Origin of the sequence: Paenibacillus favisporus (assembly GCF_040545415.1) — a bacterium.
Taxonomy (GTDB): domain Bacteria; phylum Bacillota; class Bacilli; order Paenibacillales; family Paenibacillaceae; genus Paenibacillus_AQ; species Paenibacillus_AQ favisporus.
Genome location: NZ_JBEPLV010000004.1, coordinates 68,811 through 91,006, shown reverse-complemented (window position 1 = coordinate 91,006; position 22,196 = coordinate 68,811). Strand labels below are relative to the sequence as shown.

17 protein-coding genes are annotated in these 22,196 nt (G+C 51.8%); 5 read left to right on the top strand and 12 right to left on the bottom strand.

What is annotated here, in order from left to right; all coding sequences use genetic code 11:
- Nucleotides 1-58 precede the first annotated feature (58 nt).
- From ABID47_RS18380 to ABID47_RS18370, 3 genes are all read right to left on the bottom strand, one after another.
- Complete coding sequence (locus ABID47_RS18380) at nucleotides 59-1,135, bottom strand: bifunctional glycosyltransferase family 2/GtrA family protein (RefSeq protein WP_354498906.1); 1,077 nt, start codon at nucleotides 1,133-1,135, stop codon at nucleotides 59-61.
- 31 nt (nucleotides 1,136-1,166) lie between these two features.
- Nucleotides 1,167-2,183 (bottom strand): phosphodiester glycosidase family protein, encoded by a 1,017-nt coding sequence (locus tag ABID47_RS18375; RefSeq protein ID WP_354498904.1) that lies wholly within the window; start codon nucleotides 2,181-2,183, stop codon nucleotides 1,167-1,169.
- Nucleotides 2,184-2,469: 286 nt separating this feature from the next.
- A complete protein-coding gene (locus ABID47_RS18370) occupies nucleotides 2,470-3,099 on the bottom strand; it encodes an HD domain-containing protein (RefSeq protein WP_089549375.1) in 630 nt (209 codons plus the stop codon).
- A gap of 254 nt (nucleotides 3,100-3,353) precedes the next feature.
- On the opposite strand from ABID47_RS18370, the gene ABID47_RS18365 reads away from it, so the two are divergent.
- Entirely contained in the window at nucleotides 3,354-3,683 is a 330-nt protein-coding gene (locus tag ABID47_RS18365; protein WP_192716147.1) for an ArsR/SmtB family transcription factor, read from the top strand.
- Between the two features lie 66 nt (nucleotides 3,684-3,749).
- Here the strand turns inward: ABID47_RS18365 and ABID47_RS18360 are convergent, their stop codons facing one another.
- The gene (locus tag ABID47_RS18360) at nucleotides 3,750-6,335 is read right to left on the bottom strand and encodes a metallophosphoesterase (protein WP_354498901.1); all 2,586 of its coding nucleotides are present in this window, start codon (nucleotides 6,333-6,335) and stop codon (nucleotides 3,750-3,752) included.
- A gap of 5 nt (nucleotides 6,336-6,340) precedes the next feature.
- Nucleotides 6,341-7,606 carry a class I SAM-dependent methyltransferase gene (locus tag ABID47_RS18355; protein WP_354498899.1) on the bottom strand — a complete coding sequence of 422 codons (1,266 nt, stop codon included), beginning with the start codon at nucleotides 7,604-7,606 and terminating at the stop codon, nucleotides 6,341-6,343.
- Nucleotides 7,607-7,839: 233 nt separating this feature from the next.
- Between ABID47_RS18355 and ABID47_RS18350 the strand changes: the two genes are divergently transcribed.
- Nucleotides 7,840-9,147 carry a helix-turn-helix transcriptional regulator gene (locus ABID47_RS18350; protein WP_354498897.1) on the top strand — a complete coding sequence of 436 codons (1,308 nt, stop codon included), beginning with the start codon at nucleotides 7,840-7,842 and terminating at the stop codon, nucleotides 9,145-9,147.
- Nucleotides 9,134-9,985 (top strand): WYL domain-containing protein, encoded by an 852-nt coding sequence (locus ABID47_RS18345; protein WP_354498895.1) that lies wholly within the window; start codon nucleotides 9,134-9,136, stop codon nucleotides 9,983-9,985. Before ABID47_RS18350 ends, ABID47_RS18345 begins: the two co-directional genes overlap by 14 nt.
- Before the next feature lie 22 nt (nucleotides 9,986-10,007).
- On the opposite strand, the gene ABID47_RS18340 is transcribed toward ABID47_RS18345, so the two are convergent.
- From ABID47_RS18340 to ABID47_RS18310, 7 genes are all read right to left on the bottom strand, one after another.
- Nucleotides 10,008-10,898: a cation diffusion facilitator family transporter gene (locus ABID47_RS18340; protein ID WP_354498893.1), complete on the bottom strand. Its 891-nt coding sequence runs from the start codon at nucleotides 10,896-10,898 to the stop codon at nucleotides 10,008-10,010.
- 205 nt (nucleotides 10,899-11,103) lie between these two features.
- Nucleotides 11,104-13,743, bottom strand: a complete 2,640-nt coding sequence (locus tag ABID47_RS18335) for a glycosylhydrolase-like jelly roll fold domain-containing protein (protein WP_354498891.1) — start codon at nucleotides 13,741-13,743, stop codon at nucleotides 11,104-11,106.
- Nucleotides 13,744-13,802: 59 nt separating this feature from the next.
- Nucleotides 13,803-15,389: a type 2 periplasmic-binding domain-containing protein gene (locus ABID47_RS18330; RefSeq protein ID WP_354498889.1), complete on the bottom strand. Its 1,587-nt coding sequence runs from the start codon at nucleotides 15,387-15,389 to the stop codon at nucleotides 13,803-13,805.
- Nucleotides 15,390-15,449: 60 nt separating this feature from the next.
- Nucleotides 15,450-16,319 (bottom strand): carbohydrate ABC transporter permease, encoded by an 870-nt coding sequence (locus ABID47_RS18325; protein WP_354498887.1) that lies wholly within the window; start codon nucleotides 16,317-16,319, stop codon nucleotides 15,450-15,452.
- Between the two features lie 2 nt (nucleotides 16,320-16,321).
- Nucleotides 16,322-17,227: an ABC transporter permease gene (locus ABID47_RS18320; RefSeq protein ID WP_435530644.1), complete on the bottom strand. Its 906-nt coding sequence runs from the start codon at nucleotides 17,225-17,227 to the stop codon at nucleotides 16,322-16,324.
- 151 nt (nucleotides 17,228-17,378) lie between these two features.
- A complete protein-coding gene (locus ABID47_RS18315; protein ID WP_354498886.1) occupies nucleotides 17,379-18,962 on the bottom strand; it encodes a helix-turn-helix domain-containing protein in 1,584 nt (527 codons plus the stop codon).
- A gap of 43 nt (nucleotides 18,963-19,005) precedes the next feature.
- Nucleotides 19,006-20,823, bottom strand: a complete 1,818-nt coding sequence (locus ABID47_RS18310; protein WP_354498885.1) for a sensor histidine kinase — start codon at nucleotides 20,821-20,823, stop codon at nucleotides 19,006-19,008.
- Between the two features lie 454 nt (nucleotides 20,824-21,277).
- Between ABID47_RS18310 and ABID47_RS18305 the strand changes: the two genes are divergently transcribed.
- A complete protein-coding gene (locus tag ABID47_RS18305; protein WP_208629353.1) occupies nucleotides 21,278-21,397 on the top strand; it encodes a YjcZ family sporulation protein in 120 nt (39 codons plus the stop codon).
- A 304-nt stretch (nucleotides 21,398-21,701) separates the two neighbouring features.
- The gene (locus ABID47_RS18300) at nucleotides 21,702-21,938 is read left to right on the top strand and encodes a hypothetical protein (RefSeq protein WP_116233076.1); all 237 of its coding nucleotides are present in this window, start codon (nucleotides 21,702-21,704) and stop codon (nucleotides 21,936-21,938) included.
- Nucleotides 21,939-22,196 lie beyond the last annotated feature (258 nt).

Below are 22,196 nucleotides of genomic sequence, written 5' to 3'. Positions count from 1 at the left end.
CCGGCCCGCATTTAGCGAAACTTTCTTTTGCGATATAAGGACCACGACCTTGCAAGGCTCACACTTTCTTATATCTCTTAAAATAAGCTTTGGGCGGCCTTCCCCCGGCTCGCGCCCGGGAACGGAACACGAATTTGCGCTGGCACCAGTAGCTGAACACGAACAAGGCGCCTTCGGTGAGCAGCTTGGCGATGAAAAGCGGAATCCCCACCATTTCGTGGAACAATACTAACAGCCCGTAATTTAATACCATAACAAGCGCGACTAGTGCAAAATATTTCGGAGCCGATTCGATCAGCCGGGGGGTGTCCTTTTTCACAAATACATAGCGCCGGTTCATAGCATAGTTGAATATGGCGCTGCACAACCGTGAACCGACTACGGCAGCCAGCAGGCTGCCGGTAACGAACTGAAGCACGAACAGCAGCAGGAAATCCAGCCCCGCCGAGAGTACGGACGAAGAGCAAAACTTCAGGATAGGGGCATAGATCCGGATGGAGTCCGCCACCGGACGGAAATGGGAAGACTTGTTTTTTTCCAAATAGACGGTATCAATAGGCACCTCATGGATCGGGTATCCGTCTCCGCGTGCCTGCAGCAGCATGTTCATTTCATACTCAAAACGGTCGCCCGGAATGCTGCACAGCCAGTCCAGCATCGCCGGCGAGAAGCCGCGAAGGCCCGTCTGCGTATCCGTGACGGAGCGGCCGGTCGTCAAGGCGTACACCAAGCGTGTCGCTTGGTTGCCGAACCGGCTTCGCAGCGGTACCCTTCCGGTAAAATGCCGGCAGCCGAGCACGATTTGGTCCGGATGCTCATCGACCGCCGCGGCAATCCGGACGATATCGGCCGGAAGGTGCTGTCCGTCGCTGTCCGCGCAGACAATCCCTCCCACTTCACCCGCCTTCTTCAGGAAGGCGAAGCCGGTCTTCAAGGCCCGCCCTTTGCCAAAGTTATGGTCGTGGGTCAGTACGATGCAGCCGGCCTGGCGAGCCGAATCAAACAGCTCCCCATAGGCCTCCCCGCTGCCGTCATCGACCACGACGATCCTGCAGCGGCAAGCCGCTTTCAAGGCAGCAATCAGCTGCAGCAGTCTCTCGTCAGGCTCATAGGCCGGAATCAATACGGTTGTCATGTCGGTAGCCTCCTTCAGCTTCGTCGGTCCGTTATTCGCCAACATAAATAATGTCGCTGACGCCGCGCTCCTGGCCTTTGCCCCCAGGACTGTTGACGACCCGGCCCATAAAGTACATGGTCGATGAACCGCCGCCGTCGAGGTTGTAGGCCTCGGTCGCTCCCAGGTCCTCAAACAGATTCGCAAACTCGTTCAGCGTCATGCCCCGGCTGTAATTCTGCTGCCGCCCGTCCACCACAACAAACACGTAGTGATTCGGCGAAATAATGCCGATCCCCGTCCGCGGATTCGCCTCGTCGATCGTGCGGTTGCCGAAGTTGGTATCGATTTTGACGTTATCGAAGTTCTGCACCGCGGTGCCGCCTTTCACCAGTACCGGTCCAAACGAAAAGGTATTCGTTACCCCTTCGGCAAGCAAATCGTCGGCGGAAACCTCCTCCTCGTTATACGATTTCATCGTGCCGTCACCGAACAGCGCCAGCCCGTCACGCGCAGGCTCATCACGGTACAAGGTGCCGTTACGGATGACGACGCCGTCATTTCGGAACCCGTAATAGTCCCCGTTGATGGCAAAAATGGCGTTGTTGGCGGATGCGATCTCCGAGGTGTGCTCGGTAATGTTGCGGCCGAAGGAATTGTCCGCGAAGGCTGTCCGAAGATTGGACGCGTCCTTCAGCTGAACATCGGCGACGTAATACGTAATTTTATCCGCGCCTGTACCGGTCTCCACTTGCTTGATCGAAATATCGACGTTATCGCTCTTGTAGTTCCAGTCGTCAGAGGTTACGTTTGCCGCTGAGGCCGTGGATGTCGCAGATTCTGTATTCGTCGATGTATTCGTAGCAGCTGTTTTCGTTGTACTCGCCGACTGCCTACCGGAAGCGGACGACGATATGGCTGCTGCCGTGCTGGGCTGGGCAACGACCTCCTCCACATGCGGGATCAAATACCGGTCGGCCAGTCCGTACAGGATACTGCCGACCGTGGCAACGGACAGCGTGAGACTGATGAGCAGAATGCGCTTGGACTTCTTTTTCTTATTGTTCATGGATGATTACTCCTTGTGGCTATAATGGGATAGCCCTAGAGTAAACCCGAATATTTAAATGGAACTTAAATGGGATATGAAGCTGATGGAATGGTGCAAAAAGCGGGGATCTGACGAAGGTAGCCATAGAGCCGCATGGCCTCATCTTGGTTCGAAGCGTATATGTAGGGAAATATTTTTTGAAAAAAGAGGAGAAATCTATTGAAGCTGTAAAGCTTGAGAGGATGAACTGAGGTTCAAAAAGATTGAAAGGCAGGAGGATACAAACAATGATGCAAATCATGAATTATGTGGCTAAGGCTTCTTTCGTAATTTTCTCGATATCGATCGGGGATCTGGACCCTTCGCTGACTAAATCGGGGAGAATATGCTGCAAAAAGTAGTCAACGCAATGAAGCTTGATACCTTTAATTTTGATAAGAGCATCTCTGTACATGACGACGAACTCTTTTTCCGTGTTTCCGCGCTGCAGTTCTGTAAAGGCCTCGTAGATTTGATCCAGTTTATCGGCTACTTCTAGGATTCTGCCTTCAACGGAGTCGTCCTTGCCTTCACGCAGTTGTCTGCGGAAAATCGGCTGAAACTCAGACGGAATATGCTCATCAATGAAATGAGCGACCATGCCTTCCTCCACTTGCTGAAGCATTGCACGCAGTTCGAGGGAGTGGTGCTTCACGGGCGTTTTGATATCCCCGATAAAAATCTCGCCGTAATCATGACTGCTGGTAATTTCGTACAGCTTCTTCCAGTCCACCGTGACTCCGTTGGTTTCCTCAATATCAGCCAGCGTTTTGGCGTACTGGACAACCTTCCAGGAATGGGCGGAAACGCTGTGCTCTTCAAATTTGAACTTGCCGGGACAACGAATGATGCGTTCGAGGTCGTTCAGCGATTGAAAGTACGTATGAATTCCCATAGCTGCACCCTTTCTTTGTGTAAAATGGTTGATATACTGCTGTATTTCTAGTATACATTCGGTTTGTAAAGTGACCGTAAAGTGACGCAAGAAGTTATTGGGAACCAACGGATGGTTATGCACGGGATACCCCGGCGGCGGTCCCATTTCACACGGCAAAAACGTTGACACGACACCAAATGGTGTCATACAATTAAATTGTCACCAAAAGGTGTCACATCATGAGACGACAATAAGGCTTAGGAGAGAGTGCTGTGAGCGAGAACAATGAGAACCGGGATGTATTTGACGCCGTTGCAGATCCAACCAGACGCCGACTGATTCGTCTGTTATCCGAGGCGGAGGAGCTCCCGCTTCATGAACTGACGCCACATTTCCAGATGGGCCGGACAGCGGTATCCAAGCATTTGAGCATTCTGAAAGAGGCCGGACTGGTCGTTGACCGGAAAGTCGGCAGAGAAACACGATTCAGGCTGAACGCCTCCCCGCTCCAGGAAATTCAAGATTGGGTGGCTTATTATACCCAATTCTGGAGTACAAATATGCTGCGCTTGAAGCAGCTTTTAGAGGAGGAAGAAGAATGAGTCTTTAAAAAGACCACCCATAGAGGTGGTCTTTCTCATTGGATCTACATGGGGGAGAATCGAACGCTACAGCCGTGGATCGATCTCCTGCTCCTGGGCGACCTCAAACAGCAGATTGGCCGCCGCTTCCTGGTACGCCGCATGCATCGGTTCGATCTCGTCGTATTTCACGCCAAGCATCCGGAGGCCAAGCCGGTATTCGTTCTGCGAGGTCCGCAGCTTGCGGGCGATGCTTTTCTGCTTCAGCAGCTTCCGGTACTTATGCGGGAACCGGTAGTCGTAGCCGTAAATAATGGACAGGTAGTCCGGGTTGCGCACTTTCATGTACGGTACCGTCCGGCCGTCCCAAGCCTCGGGCTTGATAACGACGCCTTCCATGTGCTTCTCCGTCGTCAGCTTGGCAAAGAACCGCTCCGCCTCTGCATAACTCTCCGGTTCGGACAAATCAAGCGAGACCGATTCATCATCCGACAAGAAGCCGTACATCTCCGATGTCGTCCACTGCGGCAATTCTTCCCCGCCGTTTTCAAAGACGATTTTCAAGATGGCGAACGGTTTATACTCCATCTCCCCTGCTTCGGCATACAGCTCCAGCTGTCTTTTGTACGTTTCGTAAGCTACGACATGCTCTGCCAACGATACGGACGTCTCCACAATTTCGTGTATATGCTTATAGTTCTGGTACACGCTGGCGCCGTATTTGTCGCTTAGGTCTTTTTTAGGCATGCGGTATTGATCCTGCTCGAAGCCGCTGGCCTGATACTGCTCGGTCAATGACTGCAGAGCGGATTCGAAACCATGTTGCTGCAAAAAGGAAAGCTCGCCCTCAAGCGCCTTCTCGATCGGCTTGAACTGCCGCTGGATCAGCCCTTCACCAAGGGCGTTCCACGGCATCAGCTCGCCGTCCAGGATGAGCATGCGGATTCCCCGCTCCTGCATATAAGGGCCGAACTTGGCCAGCAGCCGATGATAGACTTCCGTCAGATCCACCTGCTTCACCTTGTAACCGTTGCGGCTTACCGCGAAGCACTGCTCTATGTCGAGATGCAAATAAATATTGCAGCGCGATCCCATATATTTGGGCTGCAGCGCCACCTTCAGGACGCCGTTCTCCTTGAAGTAGTCCAAGCCCCGCTTCAGCGACTCCAGCTCACTTCTCTCCATATCTTTATCCGCCGGGGACATCGTGCCGGAAATGAAGTTGATTTTATGCCGTGAACAGTAATGCAGCCTGCGGATATCGTCTTCCCCCAAATCCTGCACGGACACCTTCCGTTTTTCTTGGAACAGCGCCGGTAGTTCCTCGGTCAGCACGGACGTACGCGACTTATGCGACTTCATGAACGGTTTGAACGAGACCGTCACGGACGTCAGCCCGTTTCCATGCACGGCGCCGGTATCGAGATGGATTTTGTTGCGGATCCGGAAAGCCTGCTTGGCGGCCACATGACCGAAGATATGATACGGGTGGTTTCCGACCGCCTCATCCTTCAGGAAGGACAGCTGTTCCTCCAGCGGCGCCTCCCGGTCGATGCGGAAATTGCGCTGATGGCGGGCCGATTGGGCGTCCAGCTTGCCGATATACTTTTTCATGCAGGGTGCATGCGTTACATAATAAGAAGGGCCGTCCGTTCCTACATAGCGGTAAAAGGGCTTTGCCTTTTCCACCAGTTCGTTAAACATCACAAGCAGCTTATCATCGTTTGCCAATGTTTCGGTGGAATCAAAATACGTCTGCAGCAGCTCCCGATCCACGCCCTGGATCTCGCCCCGCAGGTATTTGTAGACGAAATTTTCGTGATTCCCCAGCACGAACAGGAAATGTTCCCGATTCTCATACAGAAATTCGATGATTTCACGTGTCTGCTTGCCTTTATCGATCCAGTCGCCAGCCAGGATGACCTTCGTAGACCTTAGCTTCTCCCCTGCGAGCAGCTTGCCTGCCTCGATCCGGAAGCCGTAGCTCAGCAGCAGGCCCTTCAGCTCTTCCACGCACTCATGAACATCCCCCACGATGATGTACTGCGGGCCATGCGGGAGAACCGTCTCCCGGTAAGCCTCCAAATCCTCGATCATCACGCGGTAGTCGGGATTGGCCTTGCTTTCTTCAGGCCGGTAAAAGTCCTTGGCCCGCACCTTATGGATCTTCTCATAGCCTTCTCGCGGCAGCGCGCCGAGCACGTCTTTTTTCAGGCGGTTGATATGATTCGTGATGAGCCGTTTAGAGCGCTCCGACGCGTAGTAGTCTTCCCTTTTCCGGTAATCGAAAACGATGACCTCAAGGTTGTAGTGATTGCTGCGGGCGATCTCCCGTACCTTTTCGCGAAAATCCTCCGCCAGCCCCGTCGTATCCACCACCACGAAATCGGCATTGACCGGAAACGACGTAACCATCTTCAGCCGCTCAAACAGCAGGTGAAAAGCCTGCTCGCTCGCCTCCAGCATCACTTGATCGTATTTATCATAATCATATCCGAGCACCTCCTGGCGGATCCGGTCGGAGGACAGGTATTGTATGTTTGCTTTTAATTTCGATGTCTCATCCTCAAACCGCAGCCCCGGAATCAGCACGTCTTGGGCAAACGTCGTTTTTCCGCATTCCGTGGAACCGACGAGCATGAAGATGGTATGCATTTTTGTGCGGATTTCCATGAGCTTTAAGCCCCCTCTTTCTTCAAAATAACGCCCTGCGTCGTCCGGATCTGGTCGACCTCATCCCCGATCGCCGCGAATTCATGCGACAGTCCGAGCCCCTGAATCACATCCAGCATCCACGTCTGGAACTCCTCCTGCCCCATCTCCCACTTATGGTCGTCATGGCGGAAGTCGGACAGCTCGTAATAACGGTTAAAGTCCGCGTTCGGCGTCGTGATCACCAAATGCTCAAAATCGACCCCGGCCGCGATCTGCCGAATCAGCTGCGCCGCCTCCTCTCTGCTCATATGCTCGATAACTTCCGTCAGGATCACGTCGACCCGTTCGCCGTTATAGTCCTCGAGAAAATGGTCCAGCGAGTGGAAGGGTGCAATGTTATCGATTTGCCGAGACTCCGCTTTGCGGGTCAGGGCCGCCAGGCTCTCTTCGTCGATATCGACCGCGTAGTAGCTTCCTTCGATTTTGCCGGCAAACGGCAGCGCATAAAAGCCTTCACCGCACCCGATGTCGAGAATGGACTTATCGAAAGGCAGCACGCCGCCGATGTAATTTCGGCGCTGCAGCGCTGTACCCCCGTAAGCAAATTGGATTCGGTAACGGGTCGATGCTTCTAGCTCCGCCTTGTACTTGTTATACCGCTCCCGGGAAGCCAGGAAATTGCGGACGAACAGGCTGCGAATGTAAAACGGTGCGTCGATCACGTTGATGCTGCGGATGTATTTGTCCAGTACATGCTCGGAAATATCGATATATTCGTTGCCGAACATGGACAGGAACAGGCACAGCACGCTTACGACGTGAAGGAGCTCATAAAGGCTGCGCTGCGTCGTCACCGTGAGCGAGTAGCTCTTATGCGCCTGATGCGTAATCTGAAACGTGAAGTCCTTGAGATGCTTTTCAAAAAAATCGATGTAGCGCGTGAGCTCGATATGAATCATGCCGATCATCAACGTATGTTCATACCCCTCCGTATCACGTTCGTCATGGTGCTTGAGCGGGTGAGCGAAAAACTCGCTGATCGCGTTGAGCGGAAATAACGGCGTGTTGTAACGCGACACGTTCAAATATTCGAACTGCTCGTCGGCATGCTGCTTATAGGAAATTTCATTATCGGCGTCTTTGAAATAGACGTTGAACGTCTGCTCATCCGAATACCAGCCGTAGGCCATCCCTTTGCGGATGCTGCGGAGAATCATGCCGGAATGCGGGTTCTTTTTGATCAAAAATGAAAACTGCGGGTTCGTGGACTTGATTTGCACGATCGCCATACTGCACTCTCCTTGCTTGCGGGTTTCAACTTCCTTGCTGTCATCATCGCTTATTTTCGTGCGCACGAACATGGCGCAAGTATTACGACCCGGCATAGAAATCTGGTGTAACAGGCGTCATTCGCGTTTCCGCTCACACGATCAAGGCACGCTCATGGTAAGGTTCACGTGTTAACCACCCGGTTCGCCTGCTACAATAGAATGAGATCGATACGGAAAAGGAGAACCGTCAGATGGCCAAAGAGAGCTTTGATAAAGAAATCCAGTTTTTGCGCTTGCTGGTGCTGACGAGCGGGGCGTATAACCGGCAGCAGTTCGCCAAGAGGCTGGGGATTTCGGTGAACACGTTCGATAAGACGATCCGCCGCCTCAAGGAGATTGTCCAGGCCACATACCAGCAGCTGCCGGAGGAACAGGGTAAGGAGTTCAGCGAAGGGCTGCGTTACAACTACTACGATTCGGCCGACCCGATGCTGCTGTTCCTGTTCCGCGCCAAGTCGCTGAAAGAATCGGAAAGCGAACGGCTGTCCCTGCTGCTTGGGGCGCTTGGTACGCAGTCCCTTACGGCGCTGGAGCTGCTCGACTGCTGCACGAACGCGATGGCCGCCCATCTCCCGCTCCCGGATGAGAAGACGATCCGCAAGGACCTGAAGTACCTGGAAGAAGTAGGGGTGATCCGCAAAATAGGCGGAGCGCGCCCTTACCGATACGCCATTCGCGGCGAGCTCGTTCAGGAGCTGACCGAGGATGAGCTGCTGGATTTGTACGATTTTGTGGACGTCATGGCGGGTACCCAAATTCCTTCCGTGCAGGGCTACCTGCTGCGGGACGGACTGAAGAAGCAGCTGATGCGAAGCCATTCGGAGAAGCATGCGGTCGAGCCCTTTTTATATAAATATCACTACCACTCGCGGATTTTGGACGAAGCCCATTTGTTCTCCATTCTGGATGCGATCCGCAAGCACCGGAAGGTCCGGTTTCTGTACTTCTCGCCCAAAGCGGAAAAAAGCTACGCCTCCCAGAACACCAACCCGCTGTTTGAACGGAAAACGCAGGGCAAGCTGGAACAGACGCTGCCGTTAAAGGTCGTGTACGACCATCAATACGGCCGCTGGTATCTGCTGTCCTATGGCCGGGAAGGCATCCGGAAGTACCGGATGGAAGGCATCACGCAGTTTGAGGAAGCGGAAGAGGCGGATCCCGTCTGGTTTGCGGAGAAGCAGCAGGAGCTGCTGGAGAAGCTGCGCTACAGCTGGCTGATCGACACCGGCGCACCGGTCACGGTCCGGGTTAAATTTTACAATCCCGGCGACGGACCGAACTTCATCAAAGAGCGGGTGCTGCTGCAGGGTCAGTGGGGGCAAATCGTCGAAGAAGATGGCGAAGCCTTTATTTACGAGATTACCGTAAACGGCACGACGGAAATCAAGCCGTGGCTGCGGAGCTTCGGTTCCAGCTGCGAGGTGCTTGAGCCGATCCGGCTGCGCCGCGAAATGATCGCGGAATGGAAGGAGATACGCGCCTATTATGAATCTGTTTGAAAAGATTTTTAACTACCAGATCATCTCGCGCCTCGACGACTCCGGCACCTTCATGGTCACCGCCCACGAACGCGCTTGGCTGAAAACCGTGCTGGAGCACCCCGCCGCTTCCGAAGCATTTACGCCCGAAACGCTGGCGAAGCTGGCGGCGCTGCTGGCCGAAGATGAAGCGATGGACACCGGCGCTCACCTGATCGAGAAAGCGCGGAGCCGGGAAAAGCAGGTGTACCACCCCCTCCTGCGCCCGCTGCGCCGCCTGATCATGAACCGGAGTGGGATCCGTGTCACCCACGCCCTGAAAAGCGGGCAGGTCTACTCCAACCAACTGGGCGTGCCGTATCGGCTGGAGTATTCGATGGTGAAGCGGGAATGGTACCTGCTGTGGCATCATATCCGCAATCGCGCCTTCATGGCCACCAAGCTGGATAACATCCTCTCTGTCACCGAGCAGGAGCTGCCGCTTGAGCGGGTGAGCGATATTTTGTCGCGGATCAGCGAGACGCTGGAGAACCGCAAAGCCGAAGTGCTCGTCCAAATCATGCCGCAGTATAACCAGGAGCTTTCGCGCATTCTGTATGCGCTGTGCTGTTTTGACAAGGAGGTGCAGTATGACGCGCAAATCGATACCTATACGGTGAAGGTATGCGTTATGGGCGATGAGAGGGAATTTCTGCTGTCCAAGCTGCGCTTCCTGGGCAAACGGGTGCGGGTGCTTGAAGGAGACTATGTGAAGAGACGCATGCTGGAGGCTTCGGTGAAGGCGCTGGAACGGTACAGCATGGTGGAGGAAGTTACGGATAAGGATGAGGATGAGGATGCGCTAAACCCCGCTCAATGAGCGGGGTTTAGCTATTTGCGGATTACTCTTCATACCATGGATTTAAATGAACCATAACCTCTCCGACATCGGAGCAATGCTTCATAATCGTTTGTTTAATATTTCGGGAAATATCATGCCCTTCCTGAACACTAAGCTCAGCCGCCACCCCGACCCGAATATCAACAATAATATAATGGCCGTGGTCTCTCGCACGAAGGCGATCCAGACGCTTTACTTCCGGAACCGTTTTGACTAACTCCGTAAGCTCGTTCATTTTCTCCAAATCCACGTTTTTCTCCATCAAAACATCGACCGAGGATTTTCCCATATGAATCGCCAGCTTTAACACCAAATAAGCGACAACGATTCCGGCAATGGGATCGCCATAGGAGAGAATCGCGATATCGTAATGATCGCCGAGCATGCCCAATGCGATGCCGATGACCGCGGCAATGGAAGCATAGACATCTGCCAGATGATCATAAGCTGTAGCAATGAGCCCGCTGCTGCGATGACGTTTTCCGATAGCCATGGTATAAACATACAGAACTTGCTTCAAAATCAAAGAAAAAGCCGCTGCTGCCAGCGCGACGACGGTCGTTTTGTGCGGGGGTTCGAACAGCACCATGACGGAGTGATAGGCCATATATAGAGCCGCCAGCGCTAAAATGATGGCCACGCCCCCTGCCCCCAGCACCTCTGCCTTCCCATGACCATAGGGATGATCCTCATCCGGAGGCTGCTTGGAAATCCGCATAGAACTGAGGGCTGCGCCTGTAGCGACGACATCTCCTGCATTATGAACGCCATCGGCAATGAGTACCGGACTATTGGATAAGAATCCAACACCGAGTTTAATAGCGGTTAACACGATATTACTTATGAAGCTGAGCCAAATGGCCAATGTCGATTGTCTGTCTTCATGGTTCACGTTTTTAACTCCTTACACATTCAGTAGCATCCGTGTTGAAACGATAGGTTTTAATAGTAGCGTACAAATACCGTGTGGGTCCAGAGAAACAGTTTTTGTGTGTCCCTAAAAAGTATGACTTGGCATAAAGAGTTGTACGGGTGAAAAATATTTTTACAAAACAAAAAAGCCTCCTATCAAGGAGACTTATCTGAAGACCCGCCGTTTAATAGCAAAACCGCACCGGCCCGATCAGCCCGCTTGGCTCCTGCTGCGCAAAGGACGACAAGAAGTCGCGCTGTTCCTTCACCAGCGTATTGGTCACTTCAACGACAAGCTTATTCGTACCCTTTCTGATCATGCCATGGATCTCGAAGGTGTAGGGAGGGCAAATGCGCACTCCTGCCTGCTCGCCATTCAGCCATACTTCCGCCGTTTCATAGACTTCACCAAGATCCAGCAGGACTTGTTTCGTCGACTCGTTCCATTCAAATTCGATTTCATAACGGAACGTACCGCTAAATCGCGGTAAGCCATCAGGACCACTCATATTTATTAAATCTGTCACGCTCCCCCATTCCTCAAAATGAGGGTATTGTTCGGCTTTCGCAAGGGATATCATCCATTCGCCTTTGAGCTCATAGCTCGAACCTGTCGTTTGCGCCGGCGGCTCGGCGGCGTAACCTTTAAGACCGGCCCCTTGAAGCAGAATGATAGATTCGTAAGGATGAAGGACAAGCTGCACCGCCCCTGCACTATGATCTTTATAACGGCTCAACCGATTAAGGAAGGCATCATAGGCATAAATCTCACCTTGGACGGGCAGAACGGCATTCGTGCAAATGGTTCGATGAGGGTCCTCGTTAAAAAACATAAATACATCCAGATCGTCATGAACATAATGATAGCTTCGGAGATACGGTTCGTAGGAGTCGACGCTAATCTCAACATGCCCCTCTGCCATCAGGTCCTGCGCCAGTGTGTCCAGATCTGTAAGCTTCACGCTCCCATGAGTGGCAAGACACGACAGTTCGGCCATCACATCCGTACCTTCGCTCGAGCGCAGCGGAAGCCCCCCAACCCATCGAACAGGTAATCCTTGATCCGCAAACTGGACCAAACGCTGAATCATCGCGGCCGGAAGCGCCTCGGCATAAGGCACAATCAGGCATCCGTAATCCTCTTGATGAACATGCAGCCTGCCGTCAATCACGCTGGCGTTTTCCACAAGAACATCGATAGGAAGAACATCGCAGTCGATTTGATGCTGCATCAATGTTTTCACGGGCTTATGAAAATACATTGATTCCCCGGACCATTCCGCCTCTGCGTGGTATAGAACAGCCGCCGATGCCATATGCCTGCCGCCTGAAATCAGGTGGCTGATCCGATTGATATAGTGATTCAAGTGTTTGTAATACCGGTACTGCGGGTTTTTCCCATCGGCATACATATGCGGCGGACAGTCCGGATCCGGGAAAGCCTTTTGCGTAAAAGCATGCGGCACATAATAGTTCACGCCCCGGACCAGCATATGGTCTGTCAGCCACTTCATCAGCTTTAACCCTTCCGTCCAGCCATAGGCTCCGTATACTTCGCACATGGTCCGGCCCTGTTTCTTCGGATCGATGTGCCCGAGCGACACGCCAAGCTTAGCCAAACCATAGTGGAAGAATTCACTGTCCGTCTCTCCCGAAGTGCTGCGGAAGCTTAATTCGTCGAAGCCGGGGACGATCTGCCATAACACCACGTCGAGCCCCGACATGTCCTGCCCCCAGAGGGAGCGGAAGAAGTGTCCCGCGCCGGGACCGAGTCTGGCATGCACGTTGTTGTCTTCGAGCACGTGTCCGATATACTCGACGCCGTGGGCTCTGCACCATGCTCCGATTTGATTGCAAAAGTTGTCTGCATAGAGCTTGCTGACGATATTCATGTACGCATACTGCACGGTATGGGATTGCTCTCCTTCATCCTGCCACAGAAGATACAGTTGCTTACGGTAATTCTCACCGAGCGCCTGCTCAAGCAAAGCCGGCATTTCACGGCTCCAAGGGAGCAGCACGCCCGGTTTCCCAGGCTTCGATTGAAAGTCAAAGGTTGTCTGATCATTATAAAATCCGGGCTCATCCGAAAAAAAACCGGCAAACGTCTTTCCGAAGTCCGCCTTGTACCTTGCGTAAACAGCCTCATACACTGTATCGAGCAGGATTCGGACGGAATCCCGGTCTAACGGGTTCAGGTAATCTTCCTGTGGCTTGCTGCCGCCATCCTTATTTTCTGAAATCACAAACACCCGCCAATACCCTTCAGGGATATCCCAATAAAGGATGCCGTCATGCACTCGATCGGTGATGTCAACGCAGTCACTTAGCAATGCTCCATCGAACGGATTTCGTCGGACCGCGACCACGGAAACGAGTTGATTCATGCCGCTCGCGTTCTGGGGTGTTGAGATCGTAGGCCGCAGCCCGCTCATTAATAAGGTGTCCAGCAGCAGAGATGCGCCTTGGGCCGGACCGATGGTGTCGATATACCGTTCACCCAAAAACAAGCGATGAAGCTCTCCCGGAGCCTCCTTCACCCCGCCTGCCGCATGCCCCGTCGGAAAATGATCGTCGTCCAGCAGCCATACCTTCATGCCGCGCTTTCGGGCTTCATCCATAATGATGTCCATGTCGGCCCACCACTTTGGTCCAAGAAAATCGGGATGGGGCCTGGCCTCAACGCACACTGCCCGGATGCCAGCTTCATCTACGCGGGCCATTTCCTCCCGAATCACCTTCTCCTCTTCGCCATGCTGCCACAGAAAGGGAAGGATATAATTTTGCCCCCGGCCTTCAAGCACTTCCAAAAGACGATTTCCCATGATAGCCCCCTGTATATCCGCCCGACTTCAAAAGAATGCCGGGCGGATGATCATTCACATTAATTTTGTTTCTGCACTTTTGCATACCATTCCCTGGCGCGCTTCGTCACTTCTTCACCGCCCGATTTATTCCACTTGTCCACGAACTCATCGAATTTGCTGATCGGGTACTGCCCAAGAATAATTTTCGTCGCGTATTCCACGTACAGTGTGCGGTTGTTAATGTCCGGGAAGCCGTCATAGATACTGGTCGGCATCCCGTCGCCAGCTATGTCTTTGGCGTACTTCTGAGCCTCCTGCATATTCCGGGTTACCTGATCAATGGCCCACTTATTGTCCTCCGATGCCGTGCTGTTGAAAAGATCCGTCGTCATATCCAGAGTCGCTACACCCGTGGCTGGATTCAGAATTTGATTCTCCTGCGTGCTCTTGTCATCGGGAAGCTTGACGGCTTTACCGTCCTTCATGGTGTAGTGCATGCCTTCGACACCGAGGTACAGATCCTTCCAATTGTTCTTATCGTACATATTGTTAAGCAGCTTTAGGGTGGCCATCAGCTTCTTCTCATCCTTATTGTTTTTGACGACCCAACCCGGGTTTGCAAATTTTTTCATCGTGTAGAAGCCTTGATAGCCCTCGACCTGCGGTAAAGGAAGTACGGAATATTCAGCCTTCACACCGGTGTTCTTATATAGATTTTCAAATACCAGGTTTCCTTGCTCTACCCAGTGAAAATAGTTCCCGACCTTATCCGACTGGATTTTGCCCTCCCACTTATCCTTTGTGTTCAATAGAGACTCCTTATCGATGAGGCCTTCCTTGTACAGCTTGGCGATGAACTCCAAAGCTGCTTTCATGTTTGGAGTTACGGCCGAATAGGTCAGCTCGCCGTCGTAAATGTCCCATTCCGGATATCCCTCAAACATGGCTACGCCGTACATGGCAAACAAATGATCCATCCAACGGGCCTGTTCCCGGCCGCCGGTCGGAAGCTCATCCTTCTGGCCGTTGCCGTTCGGATCCTTGTCCCGGAATGCCTCCAGCACCTTCACGTATTCGTCCTGCGTCTTCGGCATCGCCAGACCCAGCTTGTCAAGCCAGTCCTGGCGGATCATGCTGGCGTATCTTCCGTATTCGACGACATTAGGGATATAGAAGATTCTCCCTTGACCCGTCGGATCGTTCGCCTTGACCACATTCCACATATCTTCCGGGATCGCCTTCAATACATTCGGCGCATATTTAGGCAGCAGGTCCGTCAGGTCGGCAACCGCGCCGTTTTTGGCCAAATTGTCCTCGATGCCCTGCTGGGGCACGAACAGATCCGGCATTTCGTTCGCGGCGATCTTCAAATTTAACTGGTTAAGGTAGTTAGTGCCTCCGTTCCATTCCACATACGGATTGATGACGCCCACGCCAAGCTTTTCCTTATAAAATTCGTACAGCTTGCTGCCTTTGGTCACCGGTTTATAACCGATGTTCGTTCCCCATACTTCAATATCGACGGTGCCATCTCCGCTCGCAGCCTGGTTTTGGGTCGATGATGAAGTACCATCGGAAGCGTTTTTGCTTCCGCCGCAGCCAGCCACTGTAGTCATGGCAAGGACGCCAGCCGCGAATAATAAGCTCATCTTTTTAAATTTCATGCTTGCTCCCCCTTTAATTCATATTAGATTTAGGCAGGCCTTGCATTAAGCCGGTTCGCTTCACCCTTTTACGGAGCCGATCATGGCGCCTTTGACGAAATACTTCTGCAGGAAAGGATACACCACGATGATCGGAACGATCGCAAAGATCACGGTCGCTGCCCTTAAGGTCCGCTCGTTATAGTTCAGATCCGCTGTTGATGCGGCCCCCGCCATAATGACGCTGTCGTCGGTAATAAACTGCCGGATTTTGATCTGCAGCGGAAACCAATTGGGATCCTGCAGAAAGAACAACGGATGCTGAAACTGATTCCACAACACCACGCCGTAAAACAGGGCAAGCGTTGCAAGCACCGCCTTGGATAACGGCAGCACGAACTGGAACAGCATGCGGAAGTATCCGCAGCCCTCAAGAAAAGCCGCCTCCTCCAACTCCTTGGAAAATTGCTTGAAGAAGGTTCTCATGATGATCAGATTGAACGGATTCAAAATATGCGGGATGATCAACACCAACGGATTATCATACAGGCCAATCCCGCGGACCGTCAGGAAGTAAGGCACAATCGGCGCCTTAAAGATCATCGCGATGACTACGCCCACCATAATGACTGGGCCCCAGCGAAACTCGGGTTTGGAGAGCGGATAGGCGATCAAAGCCGTCATCAGCAGGGCCAATACCGTGCCGATGACCGTCGTGCCCAGCGTCAGGAAGAACGATCTCCATAGATCGGGACGGTCGATGATGTATTTCCAGGAATCCAATGTAACCTGCTTCGGCCATAAGGTGACCAGGTTCATATCTACAGCGCTTTTCGAACTGAGCGATGTGGATATCACGGACAGGAGCGGAATAAGCGCTATAAGCGAAAACAGGATGAGAAAGACCGTGATGGCCGTAGTGAATACTTTTTCCCCTCTCGATTCAGCCATGTTTACCAGAGCCCCCCATCCGAAACTTTTTTCGACAGCTTGTTGAAGATGAACACGAGGATAAATCCAATCACCGACTGGAACAGGCCAACCGCCGTCGCGAAGCTGTACTGCGCCTGTTGAATGCCGGTACGGAATACATACGTATCCAGAATGTCCCCTACGCTGTACGTCATCGGGGTGAGCAGATTAAACACCTGGTCAAACCCGAGGTCCAGGAAGTTGCCGATTTCCAGCAGGAAAAGAACCAGCACGGTAGGCAAAAGGATCGGAAACGTAACATGGCGGATTTGCCTGAACCTCGTTGCGCCGTCGATCATCGCCGCTTCATAGAGCTGTGGGTCGATCGCGCTGATGGCGGCCATATATACCACGGTCCCCCATCCGGCGTCCTTCCATATGGAAGCAAGCACATAAATCGGGCGGAAATAGGCGCTTTCCTGCATGGCCAGCACAGGCTCCTTGCCAAACCATCCGAGGATGATGTTGAACAGTCCGCTTAACGAAAAGAAATCAAAGAGGATGCCGCCTACGATGACCCAGGACAAAAAGTGCGGAATGTACAGCGCCGTCTGGATGCCTTTTTTCAGCAGGGATTTGCGAATTTCGTTGATCATTAGCGCCAGCAGAACGGGCACCGGGAACACGACGACGAGCTTCAGAAATCCCAGCAACAGCGTGTTGCTGAACACCCGGATGAAGTCCGGATGATGAAACAGGGTCTTAAAATGCTTGAGACCTACCCAGGGGCTGTCGATGAATCCTTGAAATACCGAATAGTCCTTAAAGGCGATGACAGCGCCGGCGAGCGGAATGTATTTAAAAACGATGAGAAAAACGATTCCCGGAATCGCCATTACATACAGCGGCCAATACACCTTCATGCGATGAAATGCCACAGCTTTCAACGTATTCCCCCCAGTTCCCAGTTGTTGTATTCGCTTTCATTGTTACTATACAGTCCGGGGAACACGCGCTCAATTGGGCATTTTTAAGTGAAAACAAGCCATTTTTAAGTGAAATGAAAAACCACTCCGCTGTGGAGTGGCGAAGATACGTTCACATGTCCGGCAGATTTTTTCGGTAGTCCCTTGGTTTACACCCGGCCACCTTCTCGAACATCCGGGCAAAATGCTGCGGATCGGAGTACCCGACCCTTTGGCAAACTTCATACACCTTCAAATCGGTTCTCTCCAGCAGCTCCTTCGCTTTGTTCATACGAATCTGCGTCAGGAAATTCAAATAGGTGTCTCCTGTCTTTTGCTTGAAAAACTGGCTTAAATAATAGGGACTAATAAAAAAACGGGACGCCAGATCGGCAAGGCTGATAGGCTCGTTGTAATGCGTCGTTACGTATTCCTTGATCTCCGTGATCATGTCCTTCTTCTTGGGAACATGATGCTCCACCTTGAATGCGATCATCCCCCGGATAACCTGAACCATCCATTCCTCCAGATGTTCCAGTGTCCGAAACCGCGAAATGCCCTCCAACGACAAAATATGCCTGCCCAAAAATCCGTTTTGCTGCAGCTGCTGAAAGGACATATTTCGAATGCTGGATAAAAGAATGTTTAAGCACTGCTGCTGGAGATCTGCCGGGCTGATCCCGGGTGCGGTTTCCATCCCCCGAAAAATGCCGCGGATAATGCCCACGCATTCCGCCTCATCCATATTATCGAGAGCCGATTCCAGCTTGGCTATGGTCTCTTCTGACACGGGGCGAATTTGGCCCTCTCGATTCATAGTCTCAGGAAAGGGGATCACGGCGCCCGCTCCCTTCACGACTTTGTAGCTTAATGCCATTCGTGCTTCTTCAAAAGACCGGCTGATTCCCGCTGCCTGTTCCTGCACGGTCCCAATGCCGGCCGCTATGGAGAGATTCAGTTCCCGGGATACCGCTTCTTTGAGACGGCGTATTACGCGGATGAGTTCCCCATAAGCAATCGTGCTGCCATGGGCAATGAGGACCGCAACCTGGGGACCCGAATACCGAAACCGGTATACTCCCCGGTACGGCTTCAAAGCCAGGTCGATCTGTCGCAATAACGGCTCAAAGCCGATTTCCTTCAAGGCATCCATCGTACCCTCGAGTTCAATCATGATCGACGCGAACCGGGTGTTTGTTGTTGGAATGTGGGCGGACCGAAGCAGCTCTTCCACTAGATCTGTGTGGTCAACGCCAAGTTCGAGGATGCTCCGCAGTGCCTCTTCCTGATTACGGCTGTGAACCTCCTGCTTCAATTCAATCATTTCCTGCTGCTTGGCCCTGTCCGCACGGATCTCCTCCATGACCTGCCTCACGCAGCCGCTCAGCTCCTCTTCTTCAACCGGTTTGTTGATATAGAACTTTACCCCGAGCTGTATGCCCCGCCGGGCGTATTCGAAGTCGGCATATCCGCTTAACAAAATAAATTTGGCAGCACAGTCCGTCTCTTTCAGCATGCTGATCATATCCAGGCCATCGGCCTGCGGCATCCGAATGTCTGTAATGACAATGTCCGGCTGCCGCCTCTGAATGAGATTGCGCCCCTCCAACCCATTGTGGGCCGTACCGATGACTTCACATTCCGGAAGATAGCGTCCTATCATTTTTTGCAGCCCTTCCACAATACCCTTCTCGTCATCCACCACGATAAGCTTCATACCAAGCACCGTCCCTTCCCGTTTAACGTAACCGCCTGTAGTTTCAAACCTTAGGAATTAAAACTTCAATCGTCGTTCCGCCTGCGACTGCAGGAAGGATCTTCAAATAGAACCGATCCCCATATTGAAGTTTGATACGCTCTGCGATATTTTTCAGGCCCAGCCCTTTGCCCGCCTGCTCATCCTTCTTATCCAGCTTGAATTTATCCGATCCCGCTTCCTCCAGGAGAGATTGCAGCTCCGCTAGCTTGTCTGAGGTCATTCCGACTCCATCATCCGAAATCCGGATCCGGATGTCCCCCTCTTCCGTCCAAACACCCTCAATCCGGATATTCATCGTCTGTCCGTAGTCCACAAAGCCGTGGTTTATGCTGTTTTCGACAATAGGCTGGAATACCAGAGGAATGATGCTGCAGCTCATCATCTCCTCAGGGATGTTAATATGCAGTTGGAACGTATTATCAAAACGAATGTTTTGCAGCTGCAAATAGTTGACCGTATACTCCAATTCATGCCGCACTGAATGGAGTTTTCCTTCCTTGCCCAAGGCCAGCCGAAACATCCGCGCCAAAATTTTGATCATGTCGGCCGTCTCATCGTCATCCTTAACCAACGCCTTCATGCGGATGGACTCCAGCGTATTGTAGAGCATGTGGGGGTTAATTTGATTCTGAAGCGCGGTGAATTTGGCTTCACGCTGCTTGATCTCTGCGATATACACGTCTTCGATTAAGGTTCGGATCGTAATGATCATTTTGTTGTAGCTGTGCACCAGACTGCCGATCTCGTCGCCTGCCTGCGACTTCTCAATAGGGAGATACTGGCCTACTTCCGCCTGCTTCATGCTTCTGCGGAGCGCCTTGATCGGCTTTGTAATCGTATAGCTCAAACCATAGGAGATCAGCGTAATAATCAGACAGCTCGTGAGGATCACGATCACGGTCATGCCTTTGATCCGATTGATTTTGTGCAGCAGCTTCGAGCGCGGGATCTCCGTTTTGATGAGCAGCTCCCCCTGCGATGTACTTCCTGTTAAAACGATCCGGTCTTTGTCTCCCTGACCATTCAAATCTTCCGAACCGGATTGGAGCACCTCGTTCCAGGATAACCGTCCGCTGGCCGCATCCGAATCGTACACAATCTGATGGTGACGGTTGCTGATGATCACGCTCATGCCGTATTTGTCCCGCGCCGATACGAATTCATGATCGAGCTCCAGCAGCGCAAACGGATCCAAATCGATCAGAAGGATGCCCGCATACGCCCCGTCGGAGCTGAACAGCACCCTTCCCACCGTCACCATCGCTCCTGCCCCCTGATCCTCATAATAAGCACGGTCATGCAGTCCGGTAATAAAAAACGTTTCATCCAAGGCGCGGATCCCTTTGAACCACGGTTGGGACAACAGCATGTTATCATTCACCCGGCTGGTTGTCGTCGTATACTGATACACGCTGTTCTCCCGGCTGACCAGCATTACGGTACCGATCTCCGGTTTGAGCAGAGCGACCCGCATGAGCAGCCGCTGCACGGCAACCCTTTGGTTGACCACCTCGGCCATCGGTAAGCTCGCCTCTTCGCCCAGCTTGTAAATCAATTCGTTGTCGACTAGCACCGACTTCGTGACCTTATCGTATTCCTCCATAAATTCGTCCAAAGACGTCCTGATTTGCGACGTATACAGCGAAGCGAATTCTTGTGACGAATCCTCAAGCCCCGCTGCCGATTGACGAAATATGAATACGCTTACACAAATCAGGGGAATGACACAGGCCAGAAGGTAGCCTGCCATTAGCTTGTTTTGAAATCTCATATTTCTGATCATAGTGATGGCCTTTCGCATCCAATGCTTACGCTCCATACCCAGCCCTTCCTTGTTACGTTCTTTTTTAGCTATTGTACAACCCGTGAAGGATCGAAGCTATGGAAGGATCCTGGGAGGAGAATGGCGGTATTTCATGATTACACGAAAGCATACTTGAACCCGGCCCGTGAATCAAAGGGGCATTTTTAAGTTTATACCGGGGATTTTCATGAATTTATTGGCCTTATTCATAGCTTTCTTCAGGAACTAAAAAGCACCCCGAAAAGAAATTCGGGGTGCTTCTCTGACTTACTGTACTCAAAATATATTCCCGGGAGTCGTTCCTTTGGCTTTATTTCAATTGATGCAGGTGTTTGCCCTTGAGAGGTTTGCCCTTCCCCAAATGTCCATAATCCATAAGATATGATGATCTATTTACCGCTTTGCCCATACCCAATCCTAATTAAATCATAAGATACATTGTACGTTAAACTCAAGGAGGTAGTAAGGGATGAGTGGAGTTGTAGGAGGAGTTGGCGCAGGGTACGGTTACGGCTTGCATAACAATGTTGGTGCTATCCTTGTGTTGTTCATTCTGTTGGTAATTATTTTGGCAGCATTTTGTTGGTAAACCAAATATCAGGATTGACGAAAACCCTGCTGGCTACCTATTGACAGGGCGGACGCGCCGTTGTGATCTGAAAGCATTAGATCTTTCTTTTTCTAAACAAATAACATTTTCAAACCCTGACAGCTTTGTGCTGCAGGGTTTAATTTATTTCTGAATCTTTTTTTAAAGGTTTAAAGTCGCACTTTAAAGTTCGTTTCTCAGAATTTAGTAAACTAGCGAAATCGGCCTCTTTCATTGGTATAACTGCCGTGACCTCTTGTCCAACGCGTTCATATGATGCTTTGTCAAAGAAAGGAATGATGAGATGGATGCCTATTATAGCTGCACGCGATTCATGAGCCAGAGAGTCCGCATTATAACAAGAGGCGGTTATGTGCACGAAGGAAGAATCGTAAAAGTGGATCGTGATCATGTGTACTTGGAGACAGATCGAAGAGATGGCCCTGTAACGACCTCCGCTTTCCTCCCCTACGGATTCAGGGCTCGCAACTCCATTTTGACGTTAAGCCTGTTCACGCTGCTCGCGATTGCTTTAATCTAAATCCCAAAGCGATAAAAAATCAATCACCCTATGAAAATTATCAGGATTGTCTCCTCTAAATTTGGCAGGTCATTACGAAATAATACCTATGAAAACCGGTATCCACGCAGTTGATGCTTGTCGCCCTCGCTAAAGGCTATGATACGGTCCGGTCCCGGTGATCGGCTTTGACCAGGACAAATTTGTAGACGCGTTCGATATTCCGAAGAAATAAAAAAGAAACAGACGACTAACATACTGGCTACTTTTACGTACACT

Bases quoted from the DNA above. Each gene is read 5' to 3' on its own strand.
- ABID47_RS18380 (WP_354498906.1), bottom strand. From the start codon at position 1,135: ATGACAACCGTATTGATTCCGGCCTATGAGCCTGACGAGAGACTGCTG.
- ABID47_RS18375 (WP_354498904.1), bottom strand. From the start codon at position 2,183: ATGAACAATAAGAAAAAGAAGTCCAAGCGCATTCTGCTCATCAGTCTC.
- ABID47_RS18370 (WP_089549375.1), bottom strand. From the start codon at position 3,099: ATGGGAATTCATACGTACTTTCAATCGCTGAACGACCTCGAACGCATC.
- ABID47_RS18360 (WP_354498901.1), bottom strand. From the start codon at position 6,335: ATGGAAATCCGCACAAAAATGCATACCATCTTCATGCTCGTCGGTTCC.
- ABID47_RS18355 (WP_354498899.1), bottom strand. From the start codon at position 7,606: ATGGCGATCGTGCAAATCAAGTCCACGAACCCGCAGTTTTCATTTTTG.
- ABID47_RS18350 (WP_354498897.1), top strand. From the start codon at position 7,840: ATGGCCAAAGAGAGCTTTGATAAAGAAATCCAGTTTTTGCGCTTGCTG.
- ABID47_RS18345 (WP_354498895.1), top strand. From the start codon at position 9,134: ATGAATCTGTTTGAAAAGATTTTTAACTACCAGATCATCTCGCGCCTC.
- ABID47_RS18335 (WP_354498891.1), bottom strand. From the start codon at position 13,743: ATGGGAAATCGTCTTTTGGAAGTGCTTGAAGGCCGGGGGCAAAATTAT.
- ABID47_RS18330 (WP_354498889.1), bottom strand. From the start codon at position 15,389: ATGAAATTTAAAAAGATGAGCTTATTATTCGCGGCTGGCGTCCTTGCC.
- ABID47_RS18325 (WP_354498887.1), bottom strand. From the start codon at position 16,319: ATGGCTGAATCGAGAGGGGAAAAAGTATTCACTACGGCCATCACGGTC.
- ABID47_RS18315 (WP_354498886.1), bottom strand. From the start codon at position 18,962: ATGAAGCTTATCGTGGTGGATGACGAGAAGGGTATTGTGGAAGGGCTG.
- ABID47_RS18310 (WP_354498885.1), bottom strand. From the start codon at position 20,823: ATGGAGCGTAAGCATTGGATGCGAAAGGCCATCACTATGATCAGAAAT.
- ABID47_RS18305 (WP_208629353.1), top strand. From the start codon at position 21,278: ATGAGTGGAGTTGTAGGAGGAGTTGGCGCAGGGTACGGTTACGGCTTG.
- ABID47_RS18300 (WP_116233076.1), top strand. From the start codon at position 21,702: ATGGATGCCTATTATAGCTGCACGCGATTCATGAGCCAGAGAGTCCGC.